10 protein-coding genes and 3 pseudogenes are annotated in these 14,780 nt (G+C 43.3%); 10 read left to right on the top strand and 3 right to left on the bottom strand.

Translation table 11 applies throughout. From position 1 onward, the window contains the following. Window positions 1-6 precede the first annotated feature (6 nt). Both M301_RS13305 and glnK read right to left on the bottom strand, forming a co-directional pair. Window positions 7-1,518: an ammonium transporter gene (locus M301_RS13305; RefSeq protein WP_041359528.1), complete on the bottom strand. Its 1,512-nt coding sequence runs from the start codon at window positions 1,516-1,518 to the stop codon at window positions 7-9. A 10-nt stretch (window positions 1,519-1,528) separates the two neighbouring features. Beyond that, window positions 1,529-1,867: a P-II family nitrogen regulator gene (gene glnK / locus M301_RS13300; RefSeq protein WP_013149302.1), complete on the bottom strand. Its 339-nt coding sequence runs from the start codon at window positions 1,865-1,867 to the stop codon at window positions 1,529-1,531. A 263-nt stretch (window positions 1,868-2,130) separates the two neighbouring features. On the opposite strand from glnK, the gene M301_RS13295 reads away from it, so the two are divergent. The 6 genes and pseudogenes from M301_RS13295 (at window position 2,131) to M301_RS13270 (ending at window position 6,138) form a co-directional block, all read left to right on the top strand. Beyond that, a complete protein-coding gene (locus tag M301_RS13295) occupies window positions 2,131-2,376 on the top strand; it encodes an accessory factor UbiK family protein (protein ID WP_013149301.1) in 246 nt (81 codons plus the stop codon). Next, a pseudogene (locus tag M301_RS13290) lies at window positions 2,373-3,149 on the top strand (magnesium chelatase domain-containing protein); the annotation flags it as partial. The gene M301_RS13295 and the pseudogene M301_RS13290, both read left to right, overlap by 4 nt. A gap of 141 nt (window positions 3,150-3,290) precedes the next feature. Beyond that, a pseudogene (gene istA / locus M301_RS13285) lies at window positions 3,291-4,793 on the top strand (IS21 family transposase). After that, window positions 4,780-5,505 (top strand): IS21-like element helper ATPase IstB, encoded by a 726-nt coding sequence (gene istB, locus M301_RS13280; protein WP_013146724.1) that lies wholly within the window; start codon window positions 4,780-4,782, stop codon window positions 5,503-5,505. Before istA ends, istB begins: the two are co-directional and overlap by 14 nt. A 166-nt stretch (window positions 5,506-5,671) precedes the next feature. Continuing rightward, entirely contained in the window at window positions 5,672-5,866 is a 195-nt protein-coding gene (locus tag M301_RS13275; protein WP_013149300.1) for a hypothetical protein, read from the top strand. 32 nt (window positions 5,867-5,898) lie between these two features. After that, on the top strand, window positions 5,899-6,138 hold the full coding sequence (locus M301_RS13270; RefSeq protein ID WP_148218608.1) for an HNH endonuclease signature motif containing protein: 240 nt from the start codon (window positions 5,899-5,901) through the stop codon (window positions 6,136-6,138). 25 nt (window positions 6,139-6,163) lie between these two features. Here M301_RS13270 and M301_RS14325 read toward each other — a convergent pair whose 3' ends face one another. After that, window positions 6,164-7,885 carry a recombinase family protein gene (locus tag M301_RS14325; protein WP_013149298.1) on the bottom strand — a complete coding sequence of 574 codons (1,722 nt, stop codon included), beginning with the start codon at window positions 7,883-7,885 and terminating at the stop codon, window positions 6,164-6,166. A 34-nt stretch (window positions 7,886-7,919) separates the two neighbouring features. Here M301_RS14325 and M301_RS13260 point away from each other — a divergent pair. The 4 genes and pseudogenes from M301_RS13260 to mpl form a co-directional block, all read left to right on the top strand. Continuing rightward, a pseudogene (locus tag M301_RS13260) lies at window positions 7,920-8,786 on the top strand (YifB family Mg chelatase-like AAA ATPase); the annotation flags it as partial. Window positions 8,787-8,788: 2 nt separating this feature from the next. Next, window positions 8,789-9,466 (top strand): ion channel, encoded by a 678-nt coding sequence (locus M301_RS13255; RefSeq protein ID WP_013149297.1) that lies wholly within the window; start codon window positions 8,789-8,791, stop codon window positions 9,464-9,466. A gap of 92 nt (window positions 9,467-9,558) precedes the next feature. Further along, the gene (gene metH / locus M301_RS13250; protein ID WP_013149296.1) at window positions 9,559-13,356 is read left to right on the top strand and encodes a methionine synthase; all 3,798 of its coding nucleotides are present in this window, start codon (window positions 9,559-9,561) and stop codon (window positions 13,354-13,356) included. A gap of 13 nt (window positions 13,357-13,369) precedes the next feature. Continuing rightward, window positions 13,370-14,737 (top strand): UDP-N-acetylmuramate:L-alanyl-gamma-D-glutamyl-meso-diaminopimelate ligase, encoded by a 1,368-nt coding sequence (gene mpl, locus M301_RS13245; protein ID WP_013149295.1) that lies wholly within the window; start codon window positions 13,370-13,372, stop codon window positions 14,735-14,737. Window positions 14,738-14,780: the final 43 nt, after the last annotated feature.

Here is a 14,780-nt window from a genome sequence, read left to right as displayed (position 1 = left end):
AGTCAATTACATATGATACGCACGTTCGCCGTGTTCTGTTGTATCTAAGCCTTCACGTTCAACTTCTTCGCTTACACGTAGACCAATTAATACATCTACCACTTTGTAAGCAATGAACGCAACTACACCAGACCATACTACTGTTGTACCTACACCCCATGCTTGAGAGGTCATTTGTGCAACCATGTCGTACGGAGCAACAGCGTTAGCAACGTAGTCGTATACACCAGTGCCACCTAAAGCTGGATTCACTAAGATACCAGTACTTAAAGCACCAAAGATACCGCCAACACAGTGCACACCGAATACGTCCAATGAATCGTCATAACCCATCATTGATTTAACTTTAGTTACGAATGTGAAGCATAGTGGTGAAACCAATAAGCCTAGAACAATCGCACCCATAGGGCCAATGAAGCCGCAAGCAGGTGTAACCGCAACTAAACCGGCAATTGCACCAGAAGCAGCACCTAACATTGAAGGTTTGCCTTTAAAGAACCATTCAGTAAACATCCATGATGTAGCAGCAGCACATGTAGCAAGTAAAGTGTTAGCAAAAACTAAAGTAGCAAAACCACTTGCCTCTAAGTTTGAACCAACGTTGAAACCAAACCAACCCACCCACAACAATGCAGCACCAACCATTGTTAACGTTACGCTGTGAGGCGCCATTGATTCTTTACCTAAACCAACACGTTTACCTAATACTAAAGCACCAACTAGACCAGCAATACCCGCATTGATATGCACTACAGTACCACCAGCAAAGTCAAGAGCACCTTTTTGGAAGATGAAACCTGCAGTTGCTGTTGCAGCAGTAGCAGCATCAGCAGAAGTGTAAGCATCAGGACCCGCCCAGAACCATACCATGTGAGCGATTGGTAGGTATGAGAATGTGAACCATAACACCATGAAGAACAAGATTGCAGAGAACTTCATGCGTTCAGCAAAAGCACCAACAATCAATGCAGGTGTGATAACCGCGAAAGTTAACTGGAAGCACATGTAGATATATTCAGGAATCACAACGCCTTTGCTGAATGTAGCTACATTTGAATCTGGCGTGATACCTTTTAAGAATGCACGAGCAAATCCGCCGAAATAGGCATTACCTTCAGTAAATGCAACGCTGTAGCCGTATAAAGCCCAGAGTATGCCAAGTACGCAGGTAATCATGAATGTTTGCATCAACACTGAAAGCATGTTCTTTTGGCGAACCATACCGCCGTAGAATAGACCCAAGCCTGGTACACACATCATTAACACCAAACAGGTAGCAACAATCATCCATGCAGTATCGCCCTTGTTAGGCACTGGCGCAGGAGCGGCAACCGCTGCAGCAGGAGCCGCTTCAGCAGCTACTGGGGCTGCAGCTGCAGTATCAGCAACTGGTGCCGCTTCAGGAGCTGCTGTTGTAGCAGCAGGAGCCGCTGGTGCAGCATCTTCAGCAAATGTATTTGCTGTAAAACCTAATCCAAGTGCCGTGACTAAAGCAAACATCGAGAGTAATTTTTTCATCATGATCCCCTTATAGAGCCTCAACGCCGGTTTCACCGGTGCGAATGCGAATTGCTTGTTCTAAATTGGTAACGAAAATCTTACCATCACCGATTTTGCCTGTAGCAGCTGATTTTTCTATCGCTTCAATCACTTGATCAAGTAAATCGTCATCAATTGCGACTTCTAATTTAACTTTAGGTAAAAAATCTACCACGTATTCTGCGCCGCGATACAACTCTGTGTGACCCTTTTGACGGCCGAAACCTTTTACTTCAGTAACGGTGATGCCCTGCACGCCAATGTTAGACAGAGCCTCCCGAACTTCGTCAAGCTTAAATGGCTTGATAATAGCTGATACAAATTTCATATATGCCTCCTAGTTGAGTGAAGTCATGCAACAAAAAGTGTTGATACTTCTTGTTGCATTGTGAGCTAGAAATGGCAAAAATGCAGCCATATCAAACTCTAAGTAAAAAAATACTTATGCAGAACATAAGCAAAGCACGTGCCAACATTAAATTTCATTGTAATCAATTAGATAAGCATATTTTGATTTAAAATATGCTTTTGTCTTTGCACAATAAAACCTGATAAACTGGACGTAATATTAAGAAATGAGAAGAGTATGCTATGTTTAACACAGATAAATTAAATGAAATATCAAGTAAAATCAAAGGGATAGTGAACGACTCGCCCTTAGGTGATGCGGAAAAGAATATTCATGCACTATTAAAGGGCATGCTCACCAAAATGGAGCTAGTTTCTCGCGAGGAGTTTGATGTGCAAGCAGAGGTGCTGCGCAATACGCGTGAAAAGCTCAATCAGTTAGAAGTGAAGTTGGCTGAGCTAGAGTCGCTGCAAAAGCATCAGCAATGAGTTTAGCGGTTTTATATAGCCGTGCGTTAAATGGCATGGATGCGCCTGAAGTGGTAGTTGAGGTGCACTTGGCGAATGGTTTACCAAGTTTTACAATTGTAGGTTTGCCTGAGGCTGAAGTAAAAGAGAGTAAAGACCGCGTAAGAGCCGCTTTGCAGACCGCCCAATTTGAGTTTCCAGCACGACGCATCACCGTAAATTTAGCGCCTGCGGATTTGCCAAAAGAGAGTGGGCGTTATGATTTGCCTATTGCTCTAGGCATATTGGCTGCAAGTGGGCAAATACCAACCGAGCCATTATCTCGTTACGAGTTCGCAGGCGAGCTTGCATTAACAGGTGAATTGCGGCCGATTCGTGGTGCGCTGGCGATGACATCAAGCATGATGCGCGATGCAAATGTGCCTCAAAATAACAGCCATGTTCAAAATGGAGGCATGCCACAAAAGCGTGCATTTATTTTGCCTCAAAATAGTGCAGCCGAAGCGGCGCTGGTTAAAGAAGCCATTATTTACCCTGCGAATTCCTTATTGGAGGTATGTGCGCATTTAAGTGGGCATACGGCATTAACGCAATTGCAATCAGCTGACTTTGTGCATGAAGTGGATTACCCAGATTTTAGCGATGTAAAAGCACAAAGCATGTCTAAGCGCGCACTAGAAATTGCTGCTGCTGGAGGGCATAGTGTGATAATGTTGTGTACAATTATTCCAGGCATTTGTGTATGCATTCGCGCAATTACCAAGTTGTATTATTCTGTTATAAAAGCAGCGAACTAGTTTTCTTTTTTTAGACGGCTACTAACTAAAGTGTAAATTTCAGTGCAAAAATGCACCAGATCTCTTAGGGATTTGCGTGTAGAAGTGCACCACCCTAGGAGTTGTTAAACTCTCGCAATTTTGCGAGGCTCACCTAGGATGATCTGTATGGAAACCATAGCCAAGATAAGGCGCCTTTATCACAAAGAGTCGCTTTCAATTCGTGCCATCGCATTAAAACTCAACATCAATCGTAGAACGGTTAAAAAGCACATCGAACAAACGCAGATTCCTGTTTACCAGAAACCTGCTAAGCGCTATCCGATGCTAGGAGACTTTTTAACTCAACTCGACCAACGCCTGTTAGAAGCACAAACACAACCTAAGAATAAACGCATGACTGCGTGTCGTCATTATGAATGGCTTCAATCTTGTGGTTACCTAGGTAGCTACAGCGCTGTATCGGCTTATATACGGCAATTTGCTGATCAAAGTAATGCGTCATCCGTCACCTTCATCCCTCAGCATTTCCCGATAGGTGATGCTTATCAGTTTGACTGGAGTACGGAAGCCGTCAAGATTGCTGGCGTCGTGCATAAAGCTCAAGTTGCACACTTCCGCTTGTGTCACAGCAGAGCCTTCTTTGTGCGCGCTTACCCCAATCAAAGAATGGAAATGCTCATCGACGCCCATAATCACGCATTTACTTACTTTGGTGGCGTCACGAAGCGCGGCATTTACGACAACATGAAGACGGCTGTTAAAAGCATCGGTGTTGGCAAGGAGCGTGAATTTAATGCACAGTTTTTAGCGCTCATGAATCACTACATGATTGAACCCGTAGCCTGTACACCTGCATCCGGCTGGGAGAAAGGTCAAATTGAGCGGCAAGTGCGCACCTTGCGAAAGCAAGTATTTGAGCCAATGTTAGCCTTTGCCACATGGCAAGAGTTTAATACGTTTTTATTGCAACAATGCCAAGACCGTATTCTCTCAGCATCGCATCCAGAAGATAAGACGGTAACGGTTGCAATACGCTTTGTACAAGAGCAACGCGTACTCGTTCCATGTACGCAATATCAGGGCTACCGTGTTGAATGGGTGCGGGTTAACTCGCTGTCACTGGTCAGCTTTGATGCACATAGATACAGTGTGCCTTGCAATTACACTCTGCGTAACGTGGAGCTACATATTAGCGCAACCGAAATAAAAGTGATTGCTGAAGGGCGTGAAGTGGCTAAACATCCTCGCAGCTTTGATAAACAACAAACGACTTATAATCCTTGGCATTATCTCTCAGCACTTGAGCGCAAACCAGGGGCGTTACGTAATGGCGAGCCATTCTTACACTAGCCTTTGCCGCAACCCGTTAAAACACTGCAAAGTCACTTGCTCAAACAACCCAAGGGTGATCGTGCCATGGTGAAGCTACTTAGTTTGATTGCTGATTATGGCGAGGAAATAGGCGTCAAAGCAGCTGCCATTGCATTAGAGAATGAAATGCCGACGGTTGAAGCCGTGCTCAACATTATTCATCGCCTTACCGAACCGGTGATTCCCACAATCATCAGCTACGATGTACCGCTGCGCATACCACCACAAGCGCAGCTATCCCGTTATGACAGCTTACTTAGCTTAGGAGCGCAGTATGCAGCGGCATGAGTGTATTGCTTTGCTGGCAGAGTTGAAGCTAGGCGCCATGGCAGAAGCTTGGGATGAAATCGTGACTGATGGGATTGCACGCAAACGATCAACACCAGACATTATTGGCCGATTATTACAAACAGAGTTAACGGATCGTCAGCGTCGCAGTGTGCAATATCGCATTACGCAAGCCAAGTTCCCACAACATAAATCACTCACGACATTTAAGTTTGAACAGTCTCCTGTGCATCAACCCAGTATTGAGTTGCTGCTTGATGGTGACTATATCAAACAAAAGCGCAATATCATCTTTGTGGGTGGTCCAGGGACAGGTAAAACCCACTTAGCCAGTGCAATTGGGGTGGATGCAGCAACTAAGGGTGCTAGAGTGCGTTTCTACAACGTGCTGGATTTAGTCAATCAGTTAGAGTTAGACAAAGATCAGCAAAAACATAAACTAGCGCAACAACTCGCAAAATATGATTTGGTGATTTTAGATGAGCTGGGCTATTTACCCTTCAGCCAAAAAGGTGGTGCCTTGCTGTTTCATCTCATCAGTCAATTGCATGAGCAGACCAGTATCATCATAACGACTAATTTGGCGTTCTCGGAATGGGGTAAGTTATTTGCAGATGAAAAAATGACTTCAGCATTACTCGATAGACTTGTGCATCACTGCGATATTGTTGAAACAGGAAATGACTCTTATCGCTTTAAAAATAGGTCTTAAACTGGTGCACTTTTGCACGCAAACTGTGGTGCGCTTCTAAACAAGCATTGACAAATTTAGAGTCAACCAAGTCAATTACTGTCAAACTAGTTTTTATGACTGGGATGAAAATTTTGAGTTAAATATTGATAATTATGATGACAATCAAATTAAAGAACATAATCAAATGATGAGTTATTTTAAAGAAAACAACGTTGATTTAGATATGCAGTGTCTCGACTATATTCTTGCTGGTGTTGCCAAACGCAACGGAAAAGGTATTGAAGTGGAAGGTGAAGATGTAACTGAGGAAGAAGGACGTGAGTATTTTCATTACATCATCAATCCTGATGGAAAATATCTAAACTTGGTTAACGATTGATAAGGCTATTATTATTTTTATTGTCTCTAACTGTGAGTAGTACTTCTGATGCTAGACAAGTTAGGAGTTATCAAGAAAAGGCTGAGTTTGTTCGACACAACCCTTGCCCATCAACTGGTAAAGTTAAAGTTAGATATGGTTGTAAGGGATATGTGATTGATCATATTGATCCACTAGCGTATGGCGGTGAAGATAAGGCTTACAACATGCAATGGCAAACTAAAGAAGAAGCTAAACTAAAAGATAAGTGGGAACGTAAAAATTGTCATTAAGTCGCACAGGTGACTTTTTACCACACTAGTTTTTCTTTATAAAGTTACTTGAAAGAAACGATGCATTTGTACCATACAATAGATGTCGTACTGAACCAGTTTTATATTTGATAGTTAATCTTTTGTAATAGTTTTTATAATAAATTTCAAAGTTGCTGGTTTCTACGAGTTTTTCAAATTGCATCGATAAATTTGGTTTCTCCCTTAGATACTGTTTCACTACTGGATCATCTTGTTCGATATCCCATGCTTGATAAGCAAGTTTATGATCGAAGAGAGTTATACGATCAATAGTTCGTCTTAATATTTGATTCAATGCTGATCTAAAAAAGTAATCATCTGAATGTTCATGGAGTATTTCCACCATTCGTTTTAAACTTTCTTTAGACAGAGTTTCTTTGTTTTCTTTCTCTTCTTCAGAAGCATTTCTTAATTTTTTTATTTGATTTTTAATGTCTAAAATTTCACTCTCAATGCTATTTAACTTATCAATTACCCTTGATTTGCTTTCCATTGATAATGTAGCGGTTAAGCTAATATCTAAGGCATTCTGAGATTCTATTTCTTTAGTTGATTGTTTTTCTAGTAATGCTTCAATTTCGTAAGTTAAATCTTTATAAGATGCTTCACTATTTAATAGAGAATTAAAATCTATTTCTAATAAGTGATTAAAAATTATTTTTTCGAAAGTGTTGAAATTCCAATCGCTGGTTTTACATCCGCCACCTTCTTGTTTATTGCCACATTGCAGTGATTTTCCACCTCTAATACCCCGATTCCTTAATATCATTTTGAAACCACAATCGCCACAATAAACTACACCTGTGAACAAATTTGAGAAAGATATGCCTTTTCGACCTTTTTCGGATACATCTCTTCTGGTAATCGCTGAGTTTGCTAAATAAAATGTTTTCTCGTCTACTACAGAAGGAAAATAGTCTTTTACTGGATCGCCAAATGGTTGTCGCTTGTTATCAACCATAGAAAATGACTGAAATTCGCCTATAGTAGCTCTATTGGATATTATTTTTTTTATATATGACCTATGCCAGAGTTTACCTCTACCAAATACAGGCACTTCATTTTCGTTCAAATACCTAGCAATTCCATACAAACCACAAGTAGAAATGCACAAATCGAAAATAGTTTTTACAATTTTTGCTTTCGTTTCTACTAACTCAAAATTTTCTGTTTTTTCCGAATACTTTAACCATGCAGGACATAATTTTGATACTTTTTGAGTGTTTGCATTTTGTCGTTTACTTTCCCATGCAGCCTTCAGTCTTTTCGATTTAATTTCTGATTCTTCATTTGCTCTGAACATAACGCCTAAACTAATGTAGAGTGAACCAGGATTTTTATCTATAATTTCTTTCGTATATTTTTGGTTATCCGTTAAGGTAATAATTTCAATACCCTTAGATAAAATACCCATGAATTGAGTTAATGCATCTGAAAGACGGTCACGTGAAAGTCGATCTAAACTTTCAATTAAGAGGACGCTATTTGGTTCTATTTCGCCTTTTTCTAATGCATCAAGAAAAACTGAAAGAACACCTTTTTGTGAATTTATACCGTTGTAACCTGATATCCCAATATCTTTCAAAGGTCTTCCGTCAATTGAATCAACAAGTTCGAAATCATTATTTTTTGCATACACTTCTGATGCATCAAGTTGGCGACGTAAACTGTCACCTTTTAACTGAACGTTTGTGGACATACGAATGTATGAATAGGCTTTACGCATGCTGATACTATACAGATTAATTCAATTAATTGTACACAACGTTATTATGAGTGGTCCACCCGGCACAGGTAAAAGCATGTTGGCATCACGCTTTGTTGGGATATTGCCTGAAATGACTGAGCCGGAAGCTTTGGACTCTGCTGCCATACAATCGCTTAATGGTAATTACAAACTAGAAAATTGGAAGCGCCGACCTTATCGAGCACCCCATCATACGGCCTCAGCGGTAGCGCTGGTGGGCGGTGGAGGCATTCCGCGCCCAGGTGAAATTAGCTTGGCGCATCATGGCGTTTTATTTTTAGATGAACTGCCAGAATTTGACCGTAAAGTACTTGAGGTGCTGCGCGAGCCATTAGAAAGCGGTCGCATCACGATTTCACGTGCTGCTAGACAAGCAGATTTTCCAGCAAGCTTTCAATTAATTGCGGCCATGAATCCATGCCCCTGTGGTTATTTAGGGCATCACAATAATAAATGTCGTTGTACGCCTGACCAAGTTTCACGTTATAAAGCTAAAATTTCCGGGCCGCTGCTAGACCGAATTGATATCCATATTGAAGTGCCTGCGCTTAGCGAAGATGAACTAACAAAGGCGAGCGTAAGTGAACACTCACAATCGATAAGATTAAGGGTGGAATGCGCTAGAGAAAAACAGCTAAGTCGACAAGCTAAGCCGAATAATTTACTCGGCACCAAAGAAATTGAGCAATATTGCGTGACCGATGAAGCTGGAATGCAGTTGCTGAAACAAGCCATTAGCCGATTGAGCTTATCTGCACGTGCTTACCACCGCATTTTAAAAGTTGCCCGTACCATCGCCGATTTGGCAGGGGACGATGCGATTAAATCTGTACATATTGCAGAAGCCGTGCAATATCGCAAATACGATAAAGCAGTTTAAAGATGCAGTTTATGAATTTGCAAGCCACAATACAGAAAATGGCAAAGTACCCATCTGCATGGCTTTTGTTGGTGCAAGTGCTCAGCTTGATTATTCATCCGATGTTGGAAGTCACAAAGTTTCATCAGGCAATATTTAGCTGTTTTAATGTAGCTGCGCTGGCCTTGGCTGTTTGGGTGGTGAATCGTAGTCCTTTGTTTAATTGGGCGGCGTGGATGCTCGCTTTGCCTGCGGTGGTATTAACAATCACCTACGTTACAACAGAAAATGCGCAGTATCTGCTATGGGCACAAGTTTTTGAAAGCGCGATGTATTTTTATACGGCAGTTGGCTTGGTGATGTATATGTTTAACGACAACGTGCTTACACGAGATGAGCTGTTCGCAGCAGCCAATACGTTCACCGTTCTCGCTTGGGGCTTCGCGCTCGCTTATTCGGTATGCCAACAGCTTTACCCCGGTAGTATCACTGGCACATTGAACCCAGACCAGCCGCGCTCATGGGTGGAGCTTATATTTCTGAGCTTTTCAATATTATCAAGTACAGGTTATGGCGACATTTCACTGGTACATCCCATTGCAAAAGTCATCGGTACGTTTCAGATGTTTGTCGGCTTAATGTATATGGCACTGATTGTTTCGCGCCTAGTTACGCTTACTGCGGCAGTACGTAAAGATTGACGTCATCTCTTTGCCAGCATCGCCAGCGGCAAGGATTAGCGTGGTAAAATATCCGCCTAAGATAACACTTACTGCTGAAAACATTAATCAACATGCCTGCTACCTCTCTAAAAGAACAAAGTCTGACAGAACAAACACTGCGTAGCTTACTTCAACAGCGCATCTTAATTTTAGATGGCGCAATGGGGACTATGATTCAGCAATACAAGCTGACAGAAGCCGATTATCGAGGGTCGGAATTTGCAGATTTTAAAGCCCCAGCCGGCGAGCGAGAGTTGTTTGTTAAAGGCAATAATGAGCTGTTGACGCTCACCCAGCCGCATATCATCCAAGAAATTCACGAAAAATATCTAGCCGCAGGTGCCGATATTATTGAAACAAATACCTTTGGTGCCACCAGCGTGGCACAAGATGATTACCACATGGCGCATCTTGTGTATGAGATGAACGTGCAAGCCGCCAAGCTTGCTAAAGCTTCGTGTGAAAAATACAGCACACCAGATAAACCGCGCTTTGTGGCGGGCACACTTGGCCCTACACCTAAAACTGCAAGTATTTCGCCAGATGTGAATGATCCAGCTGCGCGAAACGTAAATTTTGACCAGTTAGTAAACGCTTACTTAGAGCAAGCGCGCGCTTTGGTCGAAGGTGGCTCGGATATTTTAATGGTCGAAACCATCTTTGATACGCTTAATTGCAAAGCCGCTTTGTTTGCCATTGATGCATTTTTTGAAGAAGTTGGCTATACAATGCCGGTCATGATTTCAGGCACGGTGACAGACGCTTCAGGTCGTATTTTGTCAGGTCAGACCGTTACTGCATTTTGGAATTCAGTCCGCCATGCAAAACCAATTACCATTGGCCTAAATTGCGCCTTGGGCGCCACTTTAATGCGTCCGTATGTAGAAGAGCTTTCAAAAATTGCAGATACTTTTGTGTGCATTTATCCAAATGCAGGCTTACCCAATCCAATGTCTGATACTGGTTTTGATGAAACGCCAGATGTGACCTCAAGCTTGGTGAAAGAATTTGCAACTAGCGGCTTTTTAAACATCGCAGGCGGCTGTTGCGGCACTACGCCAGCGCATATCAACGCAATCTATAACGAAATTAAAGACATTGCACCGCGCCAAGTGCCAACCATACCTGAATACACACGTCTTGCAGGCTTGGAGCCGTTTGTAATTGACGAGAACTCTTTGTTCGTTAACGTGGGTGAGCGTACCAACGTCACAGGCAGTAAAGCTTTTGCGCGCATGATTATTAACGAGCAATACGATGAAGCACTTTCTGTCGCGCGTCAGCAGGTAGAAAACGGCGCGCAAGTCATCGACATCAACATGGATGAAGGCATGCTGGATGCCGTTAAAGCCATGACGCACTTCTTGAATCTGATTGCCAGCGAGCCTGATATTGCGCGCGTGCCAATTATGATTGACTCAAGCAAATGGTCAGTGATTGAGGCCGGCTTAAAGTGCGTGCAAGGTAAATCGATTGTAAATTCAATCTCGATGAAAGAAGGCGAAGCGGAATTCCTACGCCAAGCTAAGCTATGCCGTCGTTATGGCGCAGCTGTGATTGTGATGGCGTTTGATGAAAAAGGCCAAGCCGATACCTACGCGCGTAAGATTGAAATCTGTAAACGCGCTTATGATTTATTAGTTGGCATGGATTTTCCGCCAGAAGATATTATTTTTGACCCGAATATTTTCGCCATTGCCACGGGTATTGAAGAGCATAACAACTACGCGGTAGATTTTATTGAGGCGACGCGTTGGATTAAGCAAAACCTGCCACATGCCAAGATTTCAGGCGGCGTTTCAAATGTAAGCTTCAGCTTCCGCGGCAACGACCCCGCGCGTGAAGCGATACATACGGTGTTTTTATACCATGCCATTAAAGCAGGCATGACCATGGGTATTGTCAATGCGGGCATGATGGGCGTGTATGACGACCTTGCCCCCGAATTAAAAGAGCGCGTAGAAGATGTGGTGTTAAACCGCATTACCGATCCCGATAATCTACTTGCGCCAACAGAACGCCTCATTGAAATTGCAGGATCATTGGTTGCTGGCGGCAAAAAAGAAGCCGCAACACTTGAGTGGCGCGGTACGCCAGAGGCGCCAGTGCCAGTTGAAAAACGCCTCAGCTATGCCATGGTGCATGGTATTACTGAATTTATTGTAGAAGATACTGAAGAAGCGCGGGCTGCTGTTGAAGCGAATGGTGGCCGACCAATTCACGTCATCGAAGGTCCGCTCATGTCTGGTATGAACGTGGTGGGCGATCTATTTGGGCAAGGTAAGATGTTTTTGCCGCAAGTGGTGAAATCCGCCCGCGTCATGAAGCAAGCCGTAGCGCATTTAATACCGTATATTGAAGCTGAGAAAGCTGCCGATGAAAAACGCACAGGTATTGTCGCTAAGCCTAAAGGCAAAATGGTCATCGCCACCGTGAAAGGTGATGTGCACGATATTGGCAAAAACATCGTTTCCGTAGTATTGCAATGCAATAACTTTGAAGTGGTCAATATGGGCGTGATGGTGCCAGCCGCCGAGATTTTAGCCATGGCAAAAGCCGAGAATGCCGACATTATTGGCTTGAGCGGTTTGATTACTCCAAGCCTAGAAGAAATGACGCACATCGCTAAAGAAATGCAGCGTGATCCATATTTTAAAGACATGAAAATGCCGCTGTTAATTGGTGGCGCTACTACTTCACGTGCGCACACTGCGGTAAAAATCGCGCCACATTACGATGGCCCGATTGTGTATGTGCCAGATGCTTCGCGCTCAGTTTCTGTGATGCAAAACCTGCTCACGCCAGAAACGCGCGGCGCTTATTTAGCCGAGATTCAAGCAGATTACGAAAAAGCACGCACTCAACATGCTAACAAAAAAGGCGTGCCGTTACTCACGCTAGCAGATGCACGTAAAAACAAAATGGCTTTGAGTTTTGCGGGTGAGTTTGCTCCAGTAAAACCAAAGTTTATCGGTCGCCGCGTATTTAAAAACATTGATTTAAGCTTAATTGCCAAATACATCGATTGGGCTCCTTTTTTCCAAACTTGGGATTTAGCAGGTGCTTATCCCGCGATTTTGAGCGATCACGTAGTCGGCGAAGCCGCCTCTAAAGTGTTTGCCGAAGCGCAAGATATGCTGAAAAAAATCATCGACGGCCGTTGGTTAAGCGCCAATGGTGTCATTGCTTTGCAGCCAGCAAATACCGTGAATGACGATGATATTGAAATCTATACGGATGAAACACGCAGCCAAGTGGCGTTTACCTATTACGGCATGCGCCAGCAAAGTGTAAAACCAGTGATTGATGGCGTACCGCGCCCTAACCAATGCTTAAGCGATTTTGTTGCGCCTAAAGGCGTTGCAGACTATGTCGGTTTATTTGCTGTCACCGCAGGTTTAGGTATTGAGAAAATCGAAAAACGCTTCATTGATGCGCAAGATGACTATAGCGGCATTATGTTCAAATCCTTAGCGGATAGGTTAGCCGAAGCTTTCGCTGAGTATATGCACGAACGTATTCGTACGGATTTTTGGGGTTATGCAGCCGATGAAAAGTTAAGTGTTGATGCGCTCATTAAAGAGCAATACCAAGGCATCAGACCTGCGCCAGGTTATCCTGCTTGCCCAGATCATACGGTAAAACCTGATATGTTCAACCTGTTGCAATGCGATGAAATCAGCATGAAGCTCACTGAATCATTCGCTATGCAGCCCGCTGCTGCGGTTTCAGGCTTCTATTTTGCCCACAAAGAAGCCAAATATTTTAGCGTAGATAAAATTGGTACGGATCAATTAGAAGATATGGCAAAACGCAGAAATCTGCCTAAAGACTATTTAGAGCGCTGGCTGGCGCCGAATTTGAGTTAAGAAAATAAATAATATGCACATTCACATTTTAGGTATTTGCGGTACATTCATGGGAGGCATTGCGGTGCTGGCAAAGCAAGAGGGGCATCGCGTCACGGGTTGTGATGCTAATGTTTACCCTCCAATGAGCACGCAGCTTGAAGCGCAAGGCATTGAGCTGATTGAAGGTTTTTCGCCTGAGCAAACCAAGCTTAATCCTGATATTTATGTGATTGGTAATGTGGTTTCACGCGGCAATCCATTAATGGAGGAGATTTTAAACCAAGGCTTACCTTACATCTCAGGGCCCCAGTGGTTGGCTGAAAATGTACTACAAGGTAAGTGGGTGCTTGCGGTTGCAGGTACGCATGGCAAAACAACGACAAGCTCTATGTTGGCTTGGGTGCTGGAATATGCGGGTTTAGCACCAGGCTTTTTGATAGGTGGCGTGCCTGAGAACTTTGGCGTTTCCGCGCGTTTGCCTCAAACTCCGAAACAGGACGCTAAAAGCATTTCCCCATTTTTTGTGATAGAAGCCGATGAGTACGATACGGCTTTCTTCGATAAACGTTCTAAATTTGTCCATTACCGCCCACGTACAGCGGTGCTGAATAACCTTGAATTTGACCACGCTGATATTTTTGATGATTTAGCTGCGATTGAAAAGCAATTCCATCATTTGGTGCGCACTGTTCCGCAACAAGGTTTGGTGGTGAGCAACAAGCAAGCGAGCTTGCAGCGCGTGATTGATAAAGGCTGCTGGAGCAACTTGGAATACTTTGGTTCTGCTGACGGTTGGGAGGTGCAAAATGTCGATGCACAAGGTCGTTTTGATGTGGTCTTTAAAGGTGAGCGTCAGGGTAACTTAAGCTGGGATATACTCGGCGAGCATAATCGTATGAATGCACTTGCTGTGATTGCCGCCGCCCGCCATGTAGGCGTTGCACCTTGTATTGCGATTGAAGCTTTAAGTGAGTTTAAAAATGTAAAACGCCGTATGGAAATCAAAGGCGTGGTGAACGACATTACCGTTTATGATGATTTTGCACATCACCCGACTGCCATTGATACAACGGTGGCAGGATTGCGTAGTAAGGTGGGCAAAGCCCGGATATTGGCAGTATTAGAGCCGCGTTCTAATACGATGAAGTTGGGCGTGATGAAGAATGCATTACCTGCCAGTTTGAAAGAGGCCGACTTAGTATTTTGTTATGGCGCAAATCTTGGTTGGGATGCAGCAGAAGCCTTATCGACTATAAAAGATAAAGCCTCGGTATATGAGGATTTGAATACAATGGTAGCAGCCATTGCTAAGGCTGCAAAACCGGGCGATTATGTGTTGGTGATGAGCAATGGCGGCTTTGGTGGCGTGCATCAGAAAATATTAGATGCTATCAAGTAAGCTATTCATATTATAGATTTCGCAAATTGTAGATTTTGGTAGA

Origin of the sequence: Methylotenera versatilis 301 (assembly GCF_000093025.1) — a bacterium.
In the GTDB taxonomy this organism is placed as follows: Bacteria; Pseudomonadota; Gammaproteobacteria; order Burkholderiales; family Methylophilaceae; genus Methylotenera; species Methylotenera versatilis.
Note: the sequence above shows the minus strand (reverse complement) of the source record. Positions and strands in the feature narration are given on the sequence as shown.

Bases quoted from the DNA above. Each gene is read 5' to 3' on its own strand.
- istB (WP_013146724.1), top strand. From the start codon at position 4,780: ATGCAGCGGCATGAGTGTATTGCTTTGCTGGCAGAGTTGAAGCTAGGC.
- mpl (WP_013149295.1), top strand. From the start codon at position 13,370: ATGCACATTCACATTTTAGGTATTTGCGGTACATTCATGGGAGGCATT.
- metH (WP_013149296.1), top strand. From the start codon at position 9,559: ATGCCTGCTACCTCTCTAAAAGAACAAAGTCTGACAGAACAAACACTG.
- M301_RS13295 (WP_013149301.1), top strand. From the start codon at position 2,131: ATGTTTAACACAGATAAATTAAATGAAATATCAAGTAAAATCAAAGGG.
- M301_RS14325 (WP_013149298.1), bottom strand. From the start codon at position 7,885: ATGCGTAAAGCCTATTCATACATTCGTATGTCCACAAACGTTCAGTTA.
- M301_RS13305 (WP_041359528.1), bottom strand. From the start codon at position 1,518: ATGAAAAAATTACTCTCGATGTTTGCTTTAGTCACGGCACTTGGATTA.
- glnK (WP_013149302.1), bottom strand. From the start codon at position 1,867: ATGAAATTTGTATCAGCTATTATCAAGCCATTTAAGCTTGACGAAGTT.
- M301_RS13255 (WP_013149297.1), top strand. From the start codon at position 8,789: ATGCAGTTTATGAATTTGCAAGCCACAATACAGAAAATGGCAAAGTAC.
- M301_RS13275 (WP_013149300.1), top strand. From the start codon at position 5,672: ATGATGAGTTATTTTAAAGAAAACAACGTTGATTTAGATATGCAGTGT.